Source organism: Streptomyces sp. NRRL WC-3605 (assembly GCF_001509795.1).
Taxonomy (GTDB): Bacteria; Actinomycetota; Actinomycetes; order Streptomycetales; family Streptomycetaceae; genus Streptomyces; species Streptomyces viridochromogenes.
Genome location: NZ_LLZN01000050.1, coordinates 26,397 through 47,207 on the forward strand (window position 1 = coordinate 26,397; position 20,811 = coordinate 47,207).

At 72.4% G+C, this 20,811-nt stretch carries 17 protein-coding genes; 4 read left to right on the plus strand and 13 right to left on the minus strand.

Annotated elements, in window-relative coordinates; all coding sequences use genetic code 11:
* The first annotated feature begins 11 nt into the window (after positions 1–11).
* The gene (locus ADL34_RS13785; protein ID WP_234375014.1) at positions 12–1,145 is read left to right on the plus strand and encodes a winged helix DNA-binding domain-containing protein; all 1,134 of its coding nucleotides are present in this window, start codon (positions 12–14) and stop codon (positions 1,143–1,145) included.
* 72 nt (positions 1,146–1,217) lie between these two features.
* Here the strand turns inward: ADL34_RS13785 and ADL34_RS13790 are convergent, their stop codons facing one another.
* The 11 genes from ADL34_RS13790 to ADL34_RS13840 all read right to left on the minus strand — a co-directional run bounded on the left by ADL34_RS13790 (position 1,218) and on the right by ADL34_RS13840 (position 14,015).
* Entirely contained in the window at positions 1,218–2,000 is a 783-nt protein-coding gene (locus ADL34_RS13790) for an enoyl-CoA hydratase/isomerase family protein (RefSeq protein WP_062666867.1), read from the minus strand.
* Positions 1,997–3,247 carry a cytochrome P450 gene (locus ADL34_RS13795; protein WP_062666869.1) on the minus strand — a complete coding sequence of 417 codons (1,251 nt, stop codon included), beginning with the start codon at positions 3,245–3,247 and terminating at the stop codon, positions 1,997–1,999. The genes ADL34_RS13790 and ADL34_RS13795 overlap by 4 nt, the downstream gene beginning before the upstream one ends.
* A gap of 93 nt (positions 3,248–3,340) precedes the next feature.
* Positions 3,341–4,708 carry a cytochrome P450 gene (locus ADL34_RS13800; protein WP_062666871.1) on the minus strand — a complete coding sequence of 456 codons (1,368 nt, stop codon included), beginning with the start codon at positions 4,706–4,708 and terminating at the stop codon, positions 3,341–3,343.
* 9 nt (positions 4,709–4,717) lie between these two features.
* Entirely contained in the window at positions 4,718–5,278 is a 561-nt protein-coding gene (locus tag ADL34_RS13805) for a GTP-binding protein (protein ID WP_062666872.1), read from the minus strand.
* 3 nt (positions 5,279–5,281) lie between these two features.
* Entirely contained in the window at positions 5,282–5,668 is a 387-nt protein-coding gene (locus tag ADL34_RS13810) for a DUF742 domain-containing protein (RefSeq protein ID WP_062666874.1), read from the minus strand.
* Positions 5,661–6,509 (minus strand): roadblock/LC7 domain-containing protein, encoded by an 849-nt coding sequence (locus ADL34_RS13815; protein ID WP_179199403.1) that lies wholly within the window; start codon positions 6,507–6,509, stop codon positions 5,661–5,663. Before ADL34_RS13815 ends, ADL34_RS13810 begins: the two co-directional genes overlap by 8 nt.
* The gene (locus ADL34_RS13820; RefSeq protein WP_062666876.1) at positions 6,506–7,645 is read right to left on the minus strand and encodes an ATP-binding protein; all 1,140 of its coding nucleotides are present in this window, start codon (positions 7,643–7,645) and stop codon (positions 6,506–6,508) included. Before ADL34_RS13820 ends, ADL34_RS13815 begins: the two co-directional genes overlap by 4 nt.
* A 625-nt stretch (positions 7,646–8,270) precedes the next feature.
* A complete protein-coding gene (locus tag ADL34_RS13825; RefSeq protein ID WP_062666877.1) occupies positions 8,271–8,918 on the minus strand; it encodes a LysE family translocator in 648 nt (215 codons plus the stop codon).
* Between the two features lie 144 nt (positions 8,919–9,062).
* Positions 9,063–9,848 carry a S1 family peptidase gene (locus ADL34_RS13830; RefSeq protein ID WP_062666879.1) on the minus strand — a complete coding sequence of 262 codons (786 nt, stop codon included), beginning with the start codon at positions 9,846–9,848 and terminating at the stop codon, positions 9,063–9,065.
* Between the two features lie 284 nt (positions 9,849–10,132).
* Positions 10,133–12,949: a helix-turn-helix transcriptional regulator gene (locus ADL34_RS13835; RefSeq protein ID WP_062666881.1), complete on the minus strand. Its 2,817-nt coding sequence runs from the start codon at positions 12,947–12,949 to the stop codon at positions 10,133–10,135.
* 235 nt (positions 12,950–13,184) lie between these two features.
* A complete protein-coding gene (locus ADL34_RS13840; protein ID WP_062666883.1) occupies positions 13,185–14,015 on the minus strand; it encodes a helix-turn-helix transcriptional regulator in 831 nt (276 codons plus the stop codon).
* A gap of 124 nt (positions 14,016–14,139) precedes the next feature.
* Here ADL34_RS13840 and ADL34_RS13845 point away from each other — a divergent pair, with 124 nt between their 5' ends.
* Both ADL34_RS13845 and ADL34_RS13850 read left to right on the plus strand, forming a co-directional pair.
* Positions 14,140–15,810: an AMP-binding protein gene (locus tag ADL34_RS13845; protein WP_062666885.1), complete on the plus strand. Its 1,671-nt coding sequence runs from the start codon at positions 14,140–14,142 to the stop codon at positions 15,808–15,810.
* Positions 15,807–17,390: an AMP-binding protein gene (locus ADL34_RS13850; RefSeq protein WP_062666886.1), complete on the plus strand. Its 1,584-nt coding sequence runs from the start codon at positions 15,807–15,809 to the stop codon at positions 17,388–17,390. Before ADL34_RS13845 ends, ADL34_RS13850 begins: the two co-directional genes overlap by 4 nt.
* On the opposite strand, the gene ADL34_RS13855 is transcribed toward ADL34_RS13850, so the two are convergent.
* Both ADL34_RS13855 and ADL34_RS13860 read right to left on the minus strand, forming a co-directional pair.
* Positions 17,387–17,890 carry a GNAT family N-acetyltransferase gene (locus ADL34_RS13855; protein WP_062666888.1) on the minus strand — a complete coding sequence of 168 codons (504 nt, stop codon included), beginning with the start codon at positions 17,888–17,890 and terminating at the stop codon, positions 17,387–17,389. The two genes, ADL34_RS13850 and ADL34_RS13855, sit on opposite strands and share 4 nt — an antisense overlap.
* 49 nt (positions 17,891–17,939) lie before the next feature.
* Complete coding sequence (locus ADL34_RS13860) at positions 17,940–18,614, minus strand: hypothetical protein (RefSeq protein ID WP_062667157.1); 675 nt, start codon at positions 18,612–18,614, stop codon at positions 17,940–17,942.
* Between the two features lie 224 nt (positions 18,615–18,838).
* On the opposite strand from ADL34_RS13860, the gene gcl reads away from it, so the two are divergent.
* Positions 18,839–20,623, plus strand: a complete 1,785-nt coding sequence (gene gcl / locus ADL34_RS13865; protein WP_062666890.1) for a glyoxylate carboligase — start codon at positions 18,839–18,841, stop codon at positions 20,621–20,623.
* Positions 20,624–20,811: the final 188 nt, after the last annotated feature.

Below are 20,811 nucleotides of genomic sequence, written 5' to 3' on the forward strand. Positions count from 1 at the left end.
CCCTGCGGAGCATGAAGCGGACCTCCACCACGACGAAGGCGGCGAGGACGATGAGCGGCACGGATCCGGTCCTGACCACTCGCGCCCTCAACCGCGCCACCCTGGAACGGCAGTTGCTGCTGCGCCGCTCCCCGCTCACCGCCCCGGAGACGGTCGCGCACCTCGTCGGCCTCCAGGCGCAGGAGGTGAAGCCGCCGTACTATGCGCTCGCCGCCCGCCTGGACGGGTTCACGCCCGACGCGCTCGCCGCACCGCTCGGCGACCGGTCGCTCGTCCGCATGGTCACCATGCGCTCCACGATCCATCTGCACACCGCCGACGACGGCCTGACGCTCCGTCCGCTGGTGCAGCCCGCCCGCGAACGCGAGATCACCTACTTCCGCAAGGGCCTCGTGGGCGTCGACCTCGACCGGCTCGCCGTGCTCGCCCGCGAGCTCGTCGAGGAGGCGCCCCGCACGATGAAGCAGCTGCGCGAGGCGCTGAGCGCCGAGTGGCCGGACGCCGACCCGCAGTCGCTCGCCGTGGCCGCCCGCTGCCGGCTCCCGCTGGTGCAGATCACCCCGCGCGGCCAGTGGGGCCGCAGCGCCCAGGTGTCCCTGACAACCCTCGAACACTGGCTGGGGCGCCCGGCCGAGCCGGCCGCCTCCGCCGACGACACGGTCCGGCGCTATCTGGCCGCCTTCGGTCCGGCGTCCGTGAAGGACATGCAGACCTGGGCCGGTCTCACCCGGATGCGCGCCGTCTTCGAGCGGCTGCGGCCCGAGCTGGTCACCTTCCGGGACGAGAACGGCGTCGAGCTGTTCGACCTGCCCGACGCCCCGCGACCCGACCCGGACACCCCGGCACCGCCGCGCCTGCTGCCCGAGTTCGACAACCTCCTGCTCTCCCACGCCGACCGCGGCCGGGTCATTCCGCCCGCGCACCGCGGCCGTACCTGGCAGGCCAACACCTTCTACTGCCCGCTGCTGGTCGACGGCTTCCTCGCGGGCGTCTGGCGCCTCATCGGCGACGCCCTCGTCATCGAACCGTTCTCCGTCCTCGGCCGGGCCGAGCGCGCCGACGTGACCGAGGAGGCGGAGCGGGTCCTCGGCGTGCTGTACCCGCAGGAGTCCTACGACGTCCGCTTCGGCACCGTCATCGCCTGACCGGCACGCGGACGCCCCCGGTCCTCCCTTCCCGGCGGGCGGGGCGGGGGAGCGGGAGCGCCTGTGTTCCGGTCAGGGGCGCGCGGCGGGGGCGGTCAGCCGCGCCGTGAGCAGGTGGGAGTCGAGCAGGGACAGATCGGCGGTGCGGTCGGCGCGGGCGTAACCGGCGAGCATCCGCTTGGTGAGGACGAGCGCCTCCGGCTGTCTGCGCAGGAGCGGCTTCACCCAGGACCGGACGATCTGGTCGAGGGTGTCGGCGGGGGACGTCCGGTGCACGAGGCCGAGCCGCTGGGCGGTGGCCGCGTCGAACAGGTCGCACGTGAGCATCAGTTCACGGATCCGGGCCGCGCCGGCCTCGGCGACGAGACGGCCCATGGCCCCGCCCCAGGCGGGCGGCAGGCCCAGCCCCACCTCGGGCATACGGAACCGGGTGGTGTCGGCGGCGGCGCGCAGATCGCAGTAGGAGGCGAGGGCGAGGCCCGCGCCGACGACCTTGCCGTGCAGCCGGGCGATCGTGACGACGTGGGCCGTCTCCAGCGCCTGGCACAGCCGCTGCGCCTTGTCCGCGACGCGCCGCAGGTCGCCGCCGGTGGGGTCGGCGGCCAGGGATTCCTGGTACTCCGTGCGGTCGGCGCCCAGGCAGAAGTCCTCGCCGTCGGACGACAGGACGAGGACGCGCAGGTCGGGCCGTTCGTGCAGGCCGTCGAGGACGGCCAGCAGATCGTCGAGGGCGGCGACACCGAGCGTGTCCTCACCCTGCTCGGGGTTGAGGCGTACGTGCAGGACCGGGCCGTCCTCGTCGACGGCCACGGCCTTGAGCGCGCGATGGGTGAGGGGGGAGGGGGTCTCGGTCATGCGAGGGCGACGTCCAGGTTCGACAGGCGCCTGAAGGCCACCCGGGGCTCCCACGTGGGGCGCCGGGCGAGCGTGAGGCGGGGCAGACGGCTGATCATGTGGTGGAGGAGGGTCTGGGCTTCCAGCCGGGCGAGGGGCGCGCCGAGGCAGTAGTGGATGCCGTTGCTGAAGGCGAGGTGGTCGGAGCGGGGCCGTTCGGGGTCGAAGCGGTCCGGGTCGGCGTGCCGGGCCGGATCGCGGTGCGCGGCGCCCACCATCAGGTGCACCATGGCGTCCTTGGGGACCTCGACGCCTCCGACAACGGTGTCGTCGGCCGCGACACGGCTGATCACATGGGTGGGCGGGTCGTGGCGCAGCGTCTCCTCGACGAAGGCGGGCACCAGCGTCGGGTCGGCGGCGAGCAGATCCCGGCGCAGCGGTTGCTCCAGTAACCGCAGGGCCATCGTGGACAGCAGGGTGGACGTGGTCTCCAGCGCCGCCAGCAGCACGAAGAGGGCGAGGAAGTACACCGATTCGTCGGCCTGGTCCCGGTCGGGTTCCAGGGTGTCGAAGGTGTGGATCCACAGGGACACCGGGTCGTCGCCCGGCTGTGCGCGGCGCCGGCGGACCAGGTCCATGAAGTACGCCCGCAGTTCGGCCGTCGCGGCGTCGGACCGGGCCAGCTGGCTGGCCGTCGGCAGGAGTTCCTGGGTGAAGACCTGCTCGTGGGTGAGTTCGCGCAGCCGGGGCCAGTCGGCGGCGGGCAGGCCGAGCCAGTCGCCGATGGTGGCGACGGGCAGTTCCTCGCTCACGAGGGACACGAAGTCCACCATGCCGTCGTGCAGTTGCTCGGTGAGGGACAGCAGGAGGTGGTCGGTGGTACGGCCGACCGTGCGTCCGATCCGCTCCAGGGTCTTGCGGCCGAACGTTCCTGCTGCCCTGCGTATTCGGGTGTGGTCGGGAGGATTGAGCGCGGGCAGGGTGTTGCTCATCTCCTGGGAGGAGGGGGCGTTCCAGCGGGTGCCCGCCCCCTGCCGCGCGCGCCAGTGCTTGTCCGGTTCGAGCCAGTCACGCGAGCGCAGGATCTGGTCGCACAGGTCGAAACCGGTGACGAGCACATTGCCCCAAGGGGCGGGTGTGACAGGGCCCATGGCTCTGAGCCGTGCGTAGTAGGGAAAAGGATCGGCCTGCCCCTCCGCCGTCCGCAGACGGGCGAAGAGGCTGACAGCTGAACGACGGTCGTGTGACGGGCGAGCGTCCACCACCACGATGGCGGCTCCTTCCTGGGAGATCAGCCGCCATACGTACCCATGCGGTGCTTGAAGCATCCACTTGTGGAGGCCAGGTGAGGGTTACCTTCGTCACTCGCCGCCGAGCCAGGCCCGGAAGCGGGAGAACAGGCCACGCGAGTGGGCCGGTTGGGCGGTTGGCTGGGAATGTGCGGTCGCCGTGGGCCGGGGGGCCGACGCGGCCGGCTGCGGCGCGGCCGAGCGAGCGGTTTCGGCCGGGGACGGCCCGGCCGGGCGCGGCGTGAAACGCACCGGCAGTGACGCCAGCGAACGGCTCCACGGCCCCTCACCCCAGATGAGGTCCTTGAAGGGGACGCGCATCTCGAGGTCGGGCAGCCCGTTGAGCAGGCACTCGACGGCACTCACCGCGATCATGAAGGCCGGGTCCTTGGCGGGGCACGCGTGCGGACCGGCGCCGAACGCCAAGTGTGCCTTGGCGCTGAGCTGTTCACGGTGCTGCGCCAGCTTGGGATCGGTGTTCGCCGCCGCGAACGAGATCAGGACGGGGTCGCCCGCCCGGAGGATTCTGCCGCCCAGCTGCACGTCGTGCGTGGGGTAGTGGCCGGCGTAGTTGGCGATCGGCGCGAAGTTCCACAGCGTCTGCGCGACCGCGTCCTCGACGGGCAGCGCCGCCTGCGCGTCCTCGCTCAGATACAGGGCCGTGCTGGTGGCGATGGCGGCGGCCAGCGGGGCGGTGCCGCCGGACAGCAGGGTGACCAGCTGGTGCAGGACCTCCTCGTCGCTCAGCCGCGCCGGGTGCTGCATCAGCTTCGTCGTCAGGTCCTCGCCGGGCCGACGGTGCTTGAGGGCGATCAGCTCGGCCAGTGCCGCCCCGAGCACCTCGTCGGCGCCCGGCGTGCCCTGGAAGATGCCGCTGATGCCGGCGATGACCCGGTCACCGAGCTCGGGCGGACAGCCGAACAGCTCGCTGAAGACCAGCAGCGGCAGCGGCATCGCGTACGCGGCCATCAGCTCGCCGTGTCCGAACGCGTCCGAGCCGAACTGGCTGATCAGGTAGTCCGCCGACTGCTGCACCTTGCGGCGCAGATGCAGCTCGTTGACGGTGGCGAGGCTGTCGACGACCGCCTGCCGCAGCCGCGCGTGCGCCGCCCCGTCGCTGAACAGGGCGTTCGGGCGGTAGCCCATCATGGGCAGCGCCGGGCTGTCGGCGGGCACCCGCCCCTCGTTCAGGGCGTTCCAGCGGCGCGAGTCACGGACGAACGACGCCGGGTTCTGCAGGATGAACAGCGCGGCGTCGTAGCTGGTGACCAGCTCGACCTCGACGCCCGGCGCTATGTCGACGGGCGCGCTCGGGCCGAGGGAGCGCAGATGGCCGTACGTGGCGTCGGGGTCGGCGGCGAACTCGGGGCCGTACAGCTGCGCGTTGCCGTGCGCGGGGCACCCGGCGGGTATGCCCCGCGTGGCGTGGGGTTCTTGCATGGCGAGCTCCTAGTCGAGCAGGGACATGAGGTGCTGCACGAGGGCGATCAGGGCCTGGAGCGCGGACTTCTGGTCGCGGACGTCACAGGCCACGACAGGGGTGTCCGGGTGCAGGTTCAGCGCCTCGCGGACTTCGTCGAGGGGGTAGGTGGTCGTCCCCTCGAAGTGGTTCACGCCGACGGCGTAGGTCAGGCCGAAGCGCTCGACCAGGTCCAGGACCGGGAAGGACTCGTCCAGGCGCTCCGGGTCGACGATGAGGAGCGCGCCGAGCGCTCCGCGGGACAGCTCCTCCCACATCTCCTTGAAACGCTCCTGACCGGGCGTTCCGAAGACGTAGAGGACCAGCTCGTCGCTGAGCGTGAGCCGGCCGAAGTCCATGGCGACCGTGGTGGTGGTCTTCTCGGGTGTGCGCGACAGGTCGTCGTAGCCCACACTCGCCTCGGTGATCTCCTCCTCGGTCTGCAGGGGCTCGATCTCGGAGATGTTGCCGATGTAGGTGGTCTTCCCGACTCCGAAGGGCCCTACGACGAGGACTTTCACCGAGCGCACGTCGTCTGCGTCCAGGTACACGGGTTACGCTCCGATGTTCTTCAGGCCTTCGAGGACGGCACTGAGCAGTTCTCGGTCTTTGCTGTCGGCCCGGGGGGCGGGCTTGCGGACGAGGACCAGACCGCTCTCCTCCAGCTGTGCCAGGAGGATGCGCACGATGCCGAGCGGCAGGTGCGTGCGGCCGGCGATCTCGGCCACGGCCAGCATGCGGTTGGCGACCAGATCCATGATCGCCTGCTCCTCCGGGGCGAGGGTGCGGGCCGTGGCGGCGGTGTCCTGGTGCGCGGTCACCAGGGCGGTGCGCTCGTACTGCTGGTCGGGCGGCAGGGCGCGGCCGTTGGTGATCACGAAGAACGGGACTAACGCGGACGTCAGTTCCACTTCCGGGTCGGAGTCGTGTGCGTCAGACATCGCTCGGCGCCTCCCGTCGCGGTACGCGCTCCTCGGTCAGCCGGGGCACCACCTCGCCCAGCCGCGTGGTGAACTCCTCGATGTCGGTGTCGTGTTCGGCCGCCGCGGCCAGCAGGCGGCCGTGGTCACCGGCGATCAGGAAGATCCAGCCGTGCTGGAACTCGATGACGGTCTGCCGCCACTCCGCGCCCGCCTGGACCCCGGCGAACTGGGACGTGACCCGGCTGTAGGCGTGGATGCCCATCATGGCGGCGGAGATGGTGTCGACCAGGTCCCGGTCGATCCCGCTGGTCGCCCCGAGGGGCAGGCCCTCCGCGCCGAGCAGCACGGCGTGCCGGGCCCCGTGCACGCCGGAGATCACCTCGTCGAGGTCGGCGAGCACCGTGCCGGTACGGCCGCCCGCGTCCGCCCCGCCGGAGGCGCCCGCCCCGTGCAGGGACGGTTCCTCGGCGTCGACGCGCGGCGGGGTCGTCAGGTTGTTGCCCAGACGCGCCACGAGCCGGTGCATCCGGAAGGAGATCTGCTGGATGTCGACGTCGAGTTCCGCCGCGGCGGCCAGATAGGCCCCCTGACCGGCCCCGATGAGGAAGATCCACCCGTGCGAGAACTCGATGATCGTCTGGTGCCACTGCGGATCCTGCACCGGCTCGATGAACCGGGACGCGGCACGGCTCAGTGCCTGCATGCCGGCCATGGCGGCCGAGATCGTCCTCAGGTCGTCGTCGACGAGACCCTGGGTGGCCCCCCGCGAGATGCCGTCGGCGGAGAGCAAGACGGCGTGCCGTGCCTTGGGCACGTTGGTCACGATGTCTTCGAGCATCCACGACAGGTCGGTGGTCATGCGTCTTGGGGCCCTTCAGTGGCTGCGGAATCGAACGTGCGGCCCGAGATGGTGCCTCGTTGCAGGGCGCCCAGGGCGCCGCGGCTGCGTCCGGAGACGCGTCCGGTGTCCTGGGCCGTCCGGGACGGCTGCCGCTGGTCGTCCGGGGCGGTCGCCCGGGAGACGCGCTTGGGCAGGCCGTGCACCGTGCGCGGCCGGCTCGGCGCGGACTGCTCGTCGCGCACGATGCTCACCGGGGCCGGAGCCTCCTGCACGGGGGCCGGCTGCTCCTCCGTCCACAGCTCCTCGGGCAGCAGGACGACGGCACGGACACCGCCGTACCGGGAGATGCCCGTGACGTCGACCCGGAAGCCGTACTGGCGCGCGAGCAGGCCGATCAGCGGGAAGCCGAACTTCGGCTGGTTGCCGAGCTGGGAGAGCCGGGGGACGAAGTCGCCGGACAGCAGGGCGGTGGCCCGCTGGCGCTCCTCGTCGTTCATGCCGACACCGGCGTCGTCGATGACGATGCACAGGTTCTTCTGGATCCGCTGGAACGTCACTTCGATCGGTGCGTCCTGCTGGGAGAAGCTGGCAGCGTTGTCGAGGAGCTCCGCCACGGCGAGCGCGACCGGCGAGACGGCCGACGCCTTCAGCGCGAAACCGGTCTGCTGCATGATCTCGACCCGGCGGAAGTTGCGGATCTGCGACTGCGCGTTGCGCACCACGTCGTACACGCTGCCCGGCCGGTTGCGGCGGCCGGCCGGCGCGCCGCACAGCACGGCGATGCCCTGGGCCTTGCGCTGCATCTGCGCGTTGGCGTGCGTGACTTCGAGGAGTTCGGCGAGGACCGGGTGGTTGCCGTACTTGCCCTGGATGCCCTCCAGGACGGTCATCTGCTCGGCGGCCAGGCTCTGCAGGAAGCGGGCGGAGCCCTTGAGGACCGCCTTGGTGCTGTCCTCGGCCGCCTCCTCCGCCTGCCGGATCGTGGTGTCGAACTGGTGCTTGTACCGGGCCAACTCGGCCTGCACCGAGGTGAGGTGGCCCTGCGCGGTCGCGAGCTCCGCCTTCAGCGCCTCCTCGGCCTGCTGCTTTCTCCTCCCCAGGGCTCTGTTGCGGACGACGAGTGCCACGATCGCTGCGACGGCTATGGCCGTCATCGCAACCAGGCACCACGCAAGCGCGTCTCGAGACATGGAAACCTTTCCCGGCGCATGAAATGCGGACGTAGACGGATAACTCCCCCGCGAGTACGCACCCACGACAAACCATGCCGCCTACCCGAGCTCTGTGGCTGCTGAGCGTGCGGACCTCAAGTCAATGCTTGAAGTAAGTGGATCAAGGTCGCAGATGCGGGGATGCTATCACCGGCGTGAGGGCGCCCGAGAGCGCGCCACCGTTCCTCCGCAAGGCCAACACGCCTTCTGTGGACGGATGTTGCCTGCTGTTCAGCGAGGCGGGTTCAGCGGTGGGGGAGTACGCCGGCCTGCGGGGTGGCGACGGTCCGGCAGCCGGGTTCCTTCCGGGGCCGTCGGCTCGCCCGCCCATCGGGCCGGGTGCACGGGTCCACAGCGACTCCTTCGCGATGGGGTCCTGGAGGCGACTGTCCCCCCGCGCGCGGCATGACGCCGCGTCAGTCTGCCGAAAGTACGATGATCGTAACAGGTCTCACGCTGTGTGCGTGCCCGGGCACAAGGGCTGGGAAAAGCCCATCGGGGAGCGGCAGTTCGCGCGCTCCGCCGACCGGCCGAGCGGGCTGCCGGGCACCTGGCGGCGGCGCCGGGCTCAGTCCGCGCGGCCCGTGACCGCGACCGTCACGCCGAGGCCGATCATCGTGCAGCCGCCCGCACCGCCGATCAGGGACAGGCGGCGGTCGGAGCGGGCGAACCAGGTGCGGGCGGCGGAGGCCGTCAGGCCCCACAGGGTGTCCGTGACCAGGCCGATGGTGATGGGGACGAGGCCGAGCACCAGCATCTGCAACGGCACATGACCCGCCGCGTGGTCCACGAACTGGGGGAGCACCGCGGCGAAGAACACCACGCCCTTGGGGTTGGTGACGCCGACGAGCACGCCGTCCAGCAGCGTGCGCAGATCACCGCGCGCCGGCTCCCGCGCCCCGGTGCCGATCGCCGACGCCTTCAACTCCTTGCGGTGCCGGAACGCCTGCACGCCGAGCCAGACCAGATAGGCGGCGCCGGCCAGCTTCACCGTCAGGTAGACGGTCACCGACCGCTCCACGAGGGAGCCGATCCCGACCGCGACGGCGACCACCAGCAGGTACGAGCCGACGACATTGCCCAGCGCGGTCGCCACGGCGGTGCGGCGCCCGTGCGCGAGGGCGCGGCCTATGACGAACAGGACGCTGGGCCCCGGAATCACGATCACCAGCAGCGACATCGCCGCGAACGCCGGCATCCGGTCGGTGGACACCATGACCTCACCCCCACATCACTGTCGGTGGCCCATTCAAACAGGAGCCACCGACGACGGACAGGGAGCGGAGAGGCGGGAGATGGACAGGGGGCGTTGCGGGCCGCTCGTGGAGGCCCGCAACGCCCCCTGGTCTGTGGTTCCCGGCTAGGACCGGACCTGGTCGGTCACCTCGTCCGAGAACGTGGTCAGCCGGGTGTACACACCCGGGTACCCCGCCTGGGCGCAGCCCTCGCCCCAGGACGTTATCCCTGCCAGGACGCCCCCGATGAGCAGGGGACCGCCGCTGTCGCCCTGGCAGGAGTCGACGCCGCCGGACGTCTTCCCGGCGCAGACCATGTCGGAGGCGACGTAGTCCGAGCCGTAGGAGCCGGCGCAACTCGAGTCGGACACCGTGGGCACGGTGGCCGTCCGCAACTGGTCGGAGGAACTGCCGCCCGACGACGTCGTGCCCCAGCCGAGGATGCGGGCGCTGGTTCCGGCCGCGTACACCCCCGTGTCCGAGGAGCCTACGTATCCCGCGGTGGCGTACGGCATCGACGTCGACAGGGTCAGCACGGCCACGTCGTCACCCTTGGTGGCCGTGGTGTAGTCGGGGTGGACCCAGATGCCGGCGACCTTCGCGACGGTGCCGTCGGTACCGTTCAGGTAGGTACGGCCGCCGACGACCCGGACGTCACCGGGGCTCTCGCCGGCCATGCAGTGGGCGGCCGTGACGACCTTGGTGGGGGAGACCAGCGTCCCGCCGCAGAACTGGTTCTGCGAGGCGTCCGTGATCTGCATCATGAAGGGATACGCGGACGTCGTGGTCGTGGTCCCGCCGACGATGCGGGTGGACGCGGCCTCAGCGGTGGGGGCGCTGAGCAGTGCGGCCGCCGCGGCGGCCGCCGCCGTGACGACGGCGGTCCTTCTGGCACGGGTGAGCCCGGACAAGGAGACTCCTCGGTGGGGGATGGCCGGTGGGGGGTTCGCGCGGGCACTGGGTCTCGGTGGGGCCGAGGGACCGACCCCGTGTGCCCGGCGAGCGGCACACCCACAAGGTAGGTCCCGGCTGATCCCCTGCCCAATGAGGGAACCCCCTAAGGGAGTTGGGCAGGGAAAACCCTCGGTCGTGCCGCGTAAACCGGGGCACACCGACGCGATGGGGTGAACTCCGCCCGAACGCACCGCCGAACCCGTGCCGTACGCCGGGCCCGACACCCCCTAGAGCTCGCGCCTCACGGCGCCCGGCGCCCCGCCGCCAGGCGGACGATGTCGACCCGGGAACGGATGCCGAGCTTGCGGTAGACCCGGGTCAGCGTCGCCTCCACGGTCTTGACGCTGATGAACAGGCGCGCGGCGATCTCCCGGTTCGTCGCGCCCTCCATGACCAGGCCCGCGACCTGACGCTCCATCGAGGCCAGCCCGTCCAGGCCCGCAAGGCCGCCCGGCGCCGGTCCGGGCGGGGGCAGCGTCGCCGCCGTGCGCTCCGCGGCCGCCGCCTCGACCTTCCGCAGCCACGGCAGCGCCCGGCAGCGGCGGAACAGCCGGGCCGCCTCCTCGTAGGCGGCCGGGCCCGCCTCGGGACGCAGCCGGGCCAGCGCGAAGGCGGCGCGGGCCGCCTCCAGGCCGTATCCGAGGGCCCCCAGCCGGTCCTGAGCGGCCGTCAGCTGTGCCACCGCCCCCTCCCGGTCGCCGCGCGCGGCGCGCAGCACCGCCTCGGCCCGGTCCAGCACACCCAGCACGCTGTCCCGGTCCAGCCGCAGCGCCTGCCCCCGGGCGACGTCGATGAGGTCCTGCGCCTCCGCCAGCTCACCGGTGCCCACCAGCGCCTCGGCGAGGTCGCCGTGCCACCGTCCGCGCGCGGGGTCCGTGATCCCGAGGCCCTGCTCGACCTCCCGCACCCGGCGCAGCGACCGCACCGCCGCCGGCAGGTCGCCCGCCACCAGCTCGGCGTGCCCCAGCGCGGCCAGCGCACGGGAGACGTACATCTGGTCGCCGTCCTCCTCGGCGTGCTCCACGGCCTCCCGGGCCAGGGACAGCGCCCGGTCCACCTGCCCGCCCGCCGCCTCCGCGAGGGACGTCAGCACCGCCGACGCCACCTCGCCGATCCCGGTGTCCCGGGCCAGCCGCAGGCTCTCGCGGGCCAGGTCGAGGGCCCGCCCGCACTGACCGGAGTGCAGTTCGGTCTCCGCAACCCCGCGCAGGAAGTGCACCTCGCTCTCCACCCAGCCGTGCCGGCGCACCTCGCGCAGCAGCCCGGTGACGGCCGCCCGGGCCTCCGGCAGCTGGTCGCTCATGATCAGCCAGCGGAAGCGGGAGTACCCGGCGCCGTTGTGGTGGCAGGCCACGCGCGGATCCTGCGGCTCCTCCAGGGCGCGCCTGATGGTCGCGGGCGCGTCCCGATGCCCCATCAGCGTCTCGATCTGGGCCTGGAAGGCGAGCGCCATCAGCTCGGTGTAGCGGTCGCCGGCCCGCGCCGCGAGCTCGGCGGCGTACGCGACCTCCTCGCGGGCCTCGTCGAAGTCGCCCTTGACCAGCACGGCCCGCCAGGTCAGCTGGTAGTGGACCAGGGCGAGCAGCCGCGGATCGTCACCGGCGTCGGCCAGGGCCTGCGGGAAGATCGCGTCGACCTCCGACATGGCGTGGCCCGCGGTCTCGATCACCGCGATCCAGGCCCGCACCCGCTCCGCGGGCACCGACGTACGGGACAGCACCTCGCGGGCGATGTCCCGGGCGAGGTCCAGCTCGCCCGCCGTGATCGCGTCCTCGGTGGCCTTCAGCCGCAGCGCGTCCGGGCTCGGGTCGCCGTCCGCCGGGGTGTGCCGGGCGGCCAGCAGGCACAGCTGGGCGGCGACCGACGGCGCGCCCCGGTCGCGGGCCAGCGCGGCGGCCTCCGCCAGCCGGGCGGCGACCTCCGGGTCGGTGCCGCTGGTGGCGAGGGCCAGGTGCCGGGCGCGTTCGATCGGGTCGGAGGCGGCCGTGGACAGGGCGGCGTGGACGGCCCGGCGCTCCTGCGCGGGCGCCTCCGCGTACAGCGCGGCCGAGATCATGGGGTGCGCGAACCGCACGGCCGGCCCCTCCGGCTCGGTCGCCAGCAGCCCGAGGGCGGCGGCCTGGGCCGTCTCGGCCTCGGCGTTGGCCCGCCCGGCCGCGTGCAGCAGGGCCAGGGTGGGGCGGGCGCCCGCGCTGGCCACGAGGAGGGTGCGACGGGCCTCCTCCGACAGCATCTCCAGCCGGTTCAGCACGAGGGCGCGCAGCGAGGTCGGCACCGGCAGCGGTTCGCCGGGGCGGGGCGGGGTGGCGTTCTCGGCGAGGGCCCGGCTCAGTTCGAGCGCGAACAGGGCGTTGCCGCCGCTGGTGCGGTGGATGTCACGGACGGTGGAGCGGGGCAGACCGGTGTAGCCGCGGCGGTCGAGCAGGACGGAGAGCTGGGCCCGGGACAGCGGGCCCAGACGTATCGCGAGGGTGTCGGGCGGGGAGGCACGCAGGATCTGGTCGTACTCCTCGCCCTCGGTGCGCACCGCGCACAGCATCCGCACCGGGGTCTCGCCGAGCCGGCGGGCCGCGAAGCCGAGGAGTTCGGCGCTGGCCGGATCCAGCCACTGGGCGTCGTCGGCGACGATCAGCACGGGCCCGGCGTCGGCCAGGGCGCGCAGCGCGGACAGGACGGCGAGCCGCAGGGCCAGCCCGTCCCGCTGGAGCGTGGACTCGCCGCGACCGGTGAGCGCCGCCTCCAGGGCCGTGCGCTGGGCCGCGGGCAGCCGCCCGGACACCTCGTCGAGGACGAGGCCGAGGAGGTCGGCCAGGGCCAGGAAGGGAAGGTGGGATTCGGACTCGGTGGGGGAGCAGCGCAAGACGGTTCGTGCCTCTTGGCCGTATTCCGCGGCCAATGCCCGCAGGACCGTCGACTTCCCAATTCCAGCCGGACCGTGAAGCAGGACGCTCCCGCCCCGCGCGAGCTGCTCGCGTGCCGAGGTGACCAGTTCGGCCCGCCCGATGACCTGGTCGGAGCGGCAGCCGGCAGGCTCCTTGAAGTCCCGTGGCACGGTCACCGCTCCCCTCCGTGTGTCGTGTTCGGGCCAATATTAGGCAACGGTTCTTTGAAATTCGGAGCCGCGGGGAGGTGAGCCGAATAACAGCCGGCCCGCATGGAGAAATTCACGGCGTCGATGAATGAATGGTGAGTCGTCCCGAGCGGCACGTCCACCCCCGCGCGGCCCCGCCCCGCGGGACCGGGGCCGCCCCCGTCCGGGGCCGCCCGCCGCACCCACCGGTCCGTGTCCACGGCTACGGCAGCAGCCCCGCCCGGCGCGCCGCCACCACGGCCTCCCCGCGCGTGTGGGCGCCCAGCTTGCGCATGGCCGACCGCAGATAGCCCTTCACCGTCTCCGCGCGCAGGCCCAGTCGTGCCGCGGCCGCCGCGTTCGTGGCGCCCGCGGCCACACACGCCAGCACGTCCACCTCGCGCGGCGCCAGCTCCACGCTCCGCTGCCCCGCCCCCGCCGCCAGCAGACCGGCCGCCTCCAGCAGCTCCGCGCGCAGCGCCGGATCGCCGATGCGCGGCGCCAGCGCCCGCAGCGCCGCGTGCGCCTCCCGGACCTGCTCCCAGGCGGCACCCCCCTCGGGCGGCGCGGTCCGCGGCCGGGCCGTCTCCAGCAGCCCCTGCACCTCGTCCCGCACCACCAGGGCCTGCTCCACGTCCCGCGCCGCGTCCACCGCGGCCGTCAGGGTGCGGTCGCCCAGCGGCTGGGCCGTGCGCAGGGCGCCGTACAGGACACCGCGCACCCGGCGCCGTACGACCACCGGGACCGCCACCACCGCGCACAGGCCCTCGGCGGCGACGACGGCGTCGTACTCGTGGCTGATCTGCCGGGAGGCCGAGTAGTCGGTGACCGCGCAGGGGCGGGCCAGCGCCACGGCCTTGCCGCCGAGGCCGTTGCCCGCGACGACGGCGAGCCGGCGCAGGGCGTCCGTGGCGGTGCCGTTCAGCTCGCTGATGCGCACGCGCGGGCGGCCCGGCTCCAGCAGGCCGCCGAAGGCGACCGGGAGCCCGGTCGAGCGGCGCAGACGCACCAGCCCACGCCCGATCTCCACCGCTGCGGCCGCTTCCACTGCCACCCTGCTCGCCCCTTCACCCGCCGCGTCCCGAGCGCACACCCCCGTTCGGGGGTAGTGAGACCCACGTCACGGATTACACGATGGCAGAGGGCCGCCCGGCAAGGTCCGGTAACCAGGAGGACGCATGAAGACGGGGACGGAGCTGTTCCGCGGGGCGCGGGACTTCCTGCTCGAACACCGCGAGGACTACGCCACGGCGTACGAGGGCTTCACCTGGCCCCGGCCGGAGCGGTTCAACTGGGCGCTCGACTGGTTCGACGCCGTCGCGGCCGGGAACGACCGGATCGCGCTGCACATCGTGGAGGAGGACGGCACCGAGGTACGGCTGACGTTCGCCGAGACGGCCGAACGCTCCGCCCGCGTCGCCACCTGGCTGCGCGAGACGGGCGTACGCGCCGGGGACCGCGTGCTCGTCATGCTCGGCAACCAGGCCGAACTGTGGGAGACCGCCCTGGCCGCCATGAAGCTGCGCGCCGTCGTCATCCCGGCCACCCCGCTGCTCGGCCCGGCCGACCTGCGCGACCGCGCGGAGCGCGGAGACGTCCGGCACGTCCTGGTCCGCTCGGAGGACACCGGCAAGTTCGACGACGTGCCCGGCGACTACACCCGGATCGCCGTCGGCGGCGCACGCGCGGGCTGGCTGGCGTACGAGGACGCCTACGACGCCTCCGCCGCGTTCACCCCCGACGGGCCGACCGGCGCCGACGACCCCCTGATGCTCTACTTCACCTCCGGCACCACCGCCCGCCCCAAGCTGGTCGAGCACACCCACACCTCGTACCCGATCGGGCATCTGGCCACCATGTACTGGATCGGCCTCAAGCCGGGGGACGTGCACCTGAACATCTCGTCGCCCGGCTGGGCCAAGCACGCCTGGTCCAACCTGTTCGCGCCGTGGAACGCCGAGGCGACCGTCTTCATCCACAACTACACGCGCTTCGACGCGGCCCGTCTGATGGCCGAGATGGACCGGGTCGGCGTCACCACCTTCTGCGCCCCGCCGACGGTGTGGCGCATGCTCATCCAGGCCGACCTGGGCGCGCTGCGCACCCCGCCCCGCGAGGTCGTCGCCGCCGGTGAACCGCTCAACCCCGAGGTCATCGAGCAGGTGCGGCGCGCCTGGGGGGTGACCATCCGGGACGGCTTCGGGCAGACCGAGACGGCCGTGCAGGTCTCCAACAGCCCCGGCCAGCCCCTGAAGACGGGCTCCATGGGCCGGCCCAGCCCCGGCTTCCGCGTCGAACTGCTCGATCCGGTCACCGGCGCCCCCGGCGCCGACGAGGGGGAGATCGCCCTCGACCTCTCCGCCCGGCCGGTCGGTGTGATGACGGGCTACCACGGCGACCCGGAGCGTACGGCGGAGGCGATGGCGGGCGGCTACTACCGCACCGGCGACATCGGCTCCCGCGACGCCGACGGCTACATCACCTATGTGGGCCGGTCCGACGACGTCTTCAAGGCCAGCGACTACAAGATCAGCCCGTTCGAGCTGGAGAGCGCCCTGCTGGAGCACGAGGCGGTCGCCGAGGCCGCCGTCGTGCCCGCGCCCGACACACTGCGGCTCGCGGTCCCCAAGGCGTACGTCGTCCTCGCGGAGGGCTGGGAGCCCGGACCCGACACCGCCAAGGTGCTCTTCGAGCACTCCCGGCAGGTCCTGGCGCCCTACAAAAGGCTGCGCCGCCTGGAGTTCGGGCCGCTGCCCAAGACCGTGTCGGGCAAGATCCGCCGTATCGAACTGCGCGAGGCCACCGCCGCGGGGTCGGACGCCGAGTACCGCGAGGAGGACTTCCGGTGAACTCCTACACCCACGGAACCGGGGACACGCCCCTGCTGGGGGACACGATCGGGGCGAACCTGGACCGGGCCGTCGCCGCCTGGCCGGACCGGGAGGCGCTGGTCGACGTGGCGTCGGGGCGGCGCTGGACGTACGCGGAGTTCGCCGCCGACGTCGACCGGCTGGCGTACGCGCTGCTGGCGAGCGGTGTCGCCAAGGGCGACCGCGTGGGCATCTGGGCCGTCAACTGCCCTGAGTGGGTCCTCGTCCAGTACGCCACGGCCCGCATCGGCGCCGTCATGGTGAACATCAACCCGGCGTACCGCACCCACGAGCTGGAGTACGTCCTCAACCAGGCCGGCGTCTCGCTGCTGTTCGCCTCGCTCAGTCACAAGTCGAGCGACTACCGGGCGATGGTCGAGGAGGTGCGCGGCCGGTGCCCGGCGCTGCGGGAGACCGCCTACATCGGCGATCTGAGCTGGGACGCGCTGATCGCGCGCGGCACACCCGCCCCGTTCCCGGAGCTGTCCTGCGACGACCCCATCAACATCCAGTACACCTCGGGCACGACCGGCTTCCCCAAGGGCGCCACGCTCTCCCACCACAACATCCTGAACAACGGCTACTTCGTGGGGGAGTTGATCGCCTACAGCGAGCAGGACCGGGTGTGCATCCCGGTGCCCTTCTACCACTGCTTCGGTATGGTGATGGGGAATCTGGCCGCCACGTCCCACGGCGCCTGCGTCGTCATCCCGGCCCCGTCCTTCGACCCGAGGGCCACCCTGGAGGCCGTGCAGCAGGAGCGGTGCACCTCGCTGTACGGCGTGCCGACGATGTTCATCGCCGAGCTGAACCTCCCCGACTTCGCCGGCTACGACCTCTCCACCCTGCGCACCGGCATCATGGCGGGCTCGCCGTGCCCGGTGGAGGTGATGAAGCGGGTGGTCGCCGAGATGCACATGGAGCAGGTCTCCATCTGCTACGGCATGACGGAGACCTCCCCGGTGTCCCTCCAGACCCGCATGGACGACGACCTGGAGCACCGCACCGGCACCGTCGGCCGCGTCCTGCCGCACATCGAGGTGAAGATCGTCGACCCGGCGACCGGCGTGACCGTGGAACGCGGCACGTCGGGCGAGCTGTGCACCCGGGGCTACAGCGTGATGCTCGGCTACTGGGACGAGCCGGAGAAGACGGCCGAGGCGATCGACCAGGGCCGCTGGATGCACACCGGCGACCTGGCGATGATGCGGGACGACGGGTACGTGGAGATCGTCGGCCGGATCAAGGACATGATCATCCGGGGCGGCGAGAACATCTACCCGCGCGAGATCGAGGAGTTCCTCTACGCCCACCCCAAGATCGCCGACGTCCAGGTGGTCGGCGTGCCGCACGAGCGGTACGGCGAGGAGGTGCTGGCCTGCGTCATCCCGCGCGACCCGGCCGACCCGCTGACGCTGGAGGAACTGCGCGCCTTCTGCGACGGACAGCTCGCGCACTACAAGATCCCGAGCCGCCTGACCCTCCTCGACGCGTTCCCGATGACGGTGTCCGGCAAGGTGCGCAAGGTGGAACTGCGCAAGCGGTACGCGACCGGCTAGCCGCGCCGCATGCACACGCGCGGCCACCGATCCAGACCGAGCTCCGCCTCCCGGGCGCGGATCGCCCGCAGCCCGGGGGTGAGCCGGTCCTCCGGCACGACGTGGAACCCCAGCCGCCCGTAGTACGGCGCGTTCCACGGGACGTCCGCGAAGGTGGTCAGCGTCAGCCCGCTCAGCCCCTCCTCACGGGCGCGCTCCCCGGCGTACGCGAGGAGGGCCCGTCCCACACCCCGGCGCGCCGCGTCGGGGTGCACGGACACCTGCTCGACGTGCAGGCCCCCGTCGGCGGGTTCGGCGACCAGGTACCCCACCGGCCGGCCCTCCTCGTCACAGGCCACCCAGTTCCGCCCCGCCCTCCGGTACCGCTCCAGCACGTCCACCGGGAACGGCTCGTCGTCGGCGATCTCCGCCATACCGATCTCACGGAAGACCTCCCCGGCGGCCCGCTCGATGTCCTGGAGGACCGGCAGCTCGCTGGGGAGGACGGGACGTATGCGCATGGGGTGAGTGTCGGCCTGGTTCCGGCCGGCGCGCCAGCGGATTTCGCGCTCACCCCGCCCCCGTCGCGTCCAGTTCGTCGGCCTGGCTGTTGACCGGCTGGGGGGTGCCCGTGAGGTCGAGGACGAACAAGGGGACGTGGAGGGAGTCGGCGCGGACGCGGGCGTCCGGGGTGTAGCCGGCGAGGGAGAAGTAGACGCAGTGCGTCGACTCCGTCATGGCCGTCAGCCACAGGCACTCCACGTCCCGGCGGGATGCCGGGTTCACCGTCGGGTCGACCTGGGCGAGGAGGCCGTGCGCGGCGAGGCCGATGCCGGAGGTCGGTCGCTGGTCGGCGCGGCGGATGTCCCGGTAGCCGAGCCAGCGCAAGTAGACGGCGGCCGCGGTGACGGCGTCCCGCGCGGTGCGGATCGTCACGGGCTGGAAGGCGCGGCGGGGGGCGGGGGGCTGCCGGGGCTCGGCGGAGAGAGCCAGCAGGGGGATCCGCAGGACCGTGCCGCAGGGGCAGCCCAGTTCCGGGCGGGGCCACTCGCTCTCCCGGCCGCACGCGGAGCAGCCCACGGTGACCCACTCGTCGTCCCAGGCCCGGTGGGTGACGGCGGTGGCGGTCCCGTCCGGGTCGAGCCGGGGTGCTAGGGGCGCCCCGCACGCGCACGGATAGACGGGTGCCTCGTAGTGGTGCTCGTTCCGGCAGGCCGGGCAGCACACCGGCACGCTCTCGGACATGGCCCGCTCCAGGACGGTTCGCATCGGACAGCGGCCCCATCGTCCTCCTGCCGGGGGCCGCTTGTCCCCCTCTTGACGGTCTCCGGCGCCCCACTTACATTGCTTCCAGATAGTAGAAAACAAATTCCGTCATGCGGAAAGTTTGACGGTGGAACTCATCACGGACTTGCTCACCGCGGGGCGCGACGGGAGTGCGAATCCGACGGCCGAAGCAGGAGACCTCAATGGCTCGTATGACCGCTGCCCGTGCGGCAGTCGAGATCCTCAAGCGCGAGGGCGTCCATGACGCGTTCGGTGTGCCCGGCGCGGCGATCAACCCCTTCTACGCGGCGCTCAAGGCGTCCGGCGGCATCCACCACACCCTCGCCCGCCATGTCGAGGGCGCCTCGCACATGGCCGAGGGCTACACCCGCGCGCACCCCGGCAACATCGGCGTCTGCATCGGCACGTCCGGCCCCGCCGGGACCGACATGATCACCGGTCTGTACTCCGCGACCGGCGACTCCATCCCGATCCTGTGCATCACGGGCCAGGCGCCGACCGCCGTGATCCACAAGGAGGACTTCCAGGCCGTCGACATCGCCGCGATCGCGGGGCCGGTCACGAAGATGGCGGTCACCGTCCTGGAGGCCGCGCAGGTCCCCGGTGTCTTCCAGCAGGCCTTCCATCTGATGCGCTCCGGCCGCCCCGGCCCCGTCCTCATCGACCTGCCGATCGACGTCCAGCTCACCGAGATCGAGTTCGACCCGGACACGTACGCGCCGCTGCCCGTCTACAAGCCCGCCGCCACCCGCGCCCAGATCGAGAAGGCGCTCGGCATGCTGAACGCCGCCGAGCGGCCGCTGATCGTCGCGGGCGGCGGTGTCGTCAACGCGGACGCCGCCGACCTCCTCGTCGAGTTCGCCGAGCTGACCGGCACCCCGGTCGTCCCCACCCTGATGGGCTGGGGCGTGCTCCCCGACGACCACGAGCTGAACGCCGGCATGGTGGGCCTGCAGACCTCGCACCGCTACGGCAACGCCACCTTCCTGGAGTCCGACTTCGTCCTCGGCATCGGCAACCGCTGGGCCAACCGCCACACCGGAAAGCTGGACGTCTACACGGCCGGCCGCACCTTCGTGCACGTCGACGTCGAGCCCACCCAGATCGGCCGGATCTTCGCCCCGGACTACGGCATCGCCTCCGACGCCGGGGCCGCCCTGGAGCTGTTCGTCGAGGTGGCGAAGGAGCTGAAGGCCGAGGGCCGGCTGCCCGACCGCGGCGCCTGGGCCGCCTCCGCCCAGGAGCGCCGGGCCACCCTCCAGCGGCGGACGCACTTCGACGACATCCCGATCAAGCCGCAGCGCGTCTACGAGGAGATGAACAAGGCCTTCGGCCCGGAGACCCGGTACGTCTCCACGATCGGACTGTCTCAGATCGCCGGTGCGCAGATGCTGCACGTGTACCGGCCCCGGCACTGGATCAACTGCGGCCAGGCCGGCCCCCTCGGCTGGACCGTCCCGGCCGCGCTGGGCGTCGCCAAGGCCGACCCGGAGGCCCCCGTCGTCGCGCTGTCCGGCGACTACGACTTCCAGTTCATGATCGAGGAGCTGGCCGTCGGGGCGCAGCACCGGATTCCGTACGTCCACGTGCTGGTCAACAACGCCTACCTGGGCCTGATCCGCCAGGCGCAGCGGGCCTTCGACATCGACTTCCAGGTCAACCTGGAGTTCGAGAACGTCAACTCGCCGGAGCTCGGCGTCTACGGCGTGGACCACGTCAAGGTCGCCGAGGGCCTCGGCTGCAAGGCGATCCGCGTCACCGACCCGGCCGAGCTGGGCGCGGCCTTCGAGCAGGCGAAGAAGCTGGCACAGGAGTACCGGGTCCCGGTCGTCGTCGAGGCGATCCTGGAGCGCGTCACCAACATCTCCATGTCGACGACCAACGACATCGGCAACGTCGTGGAGTTCGAGGAGATCGCGACCGAGCCGGGCCACGCGCCGACGTCGGTGAGGCCGCTCGAGGTCTGACCCCGACCGACCCGGGGGCGTCCACCCCCCCCACCGACCGCGAAGGGCGGTCCGGCCGACAGCCGGACCGCCCTCTTCGTGCTCCCCCGTGGATGTGCTCCCCCGTGGTGTGCACCCCCGTGCCTACCCCGTGTCACGGGACCCGCTGCCCCCGTGCCGGCGGGCCCCGTGTGACGACAATCTGCCCT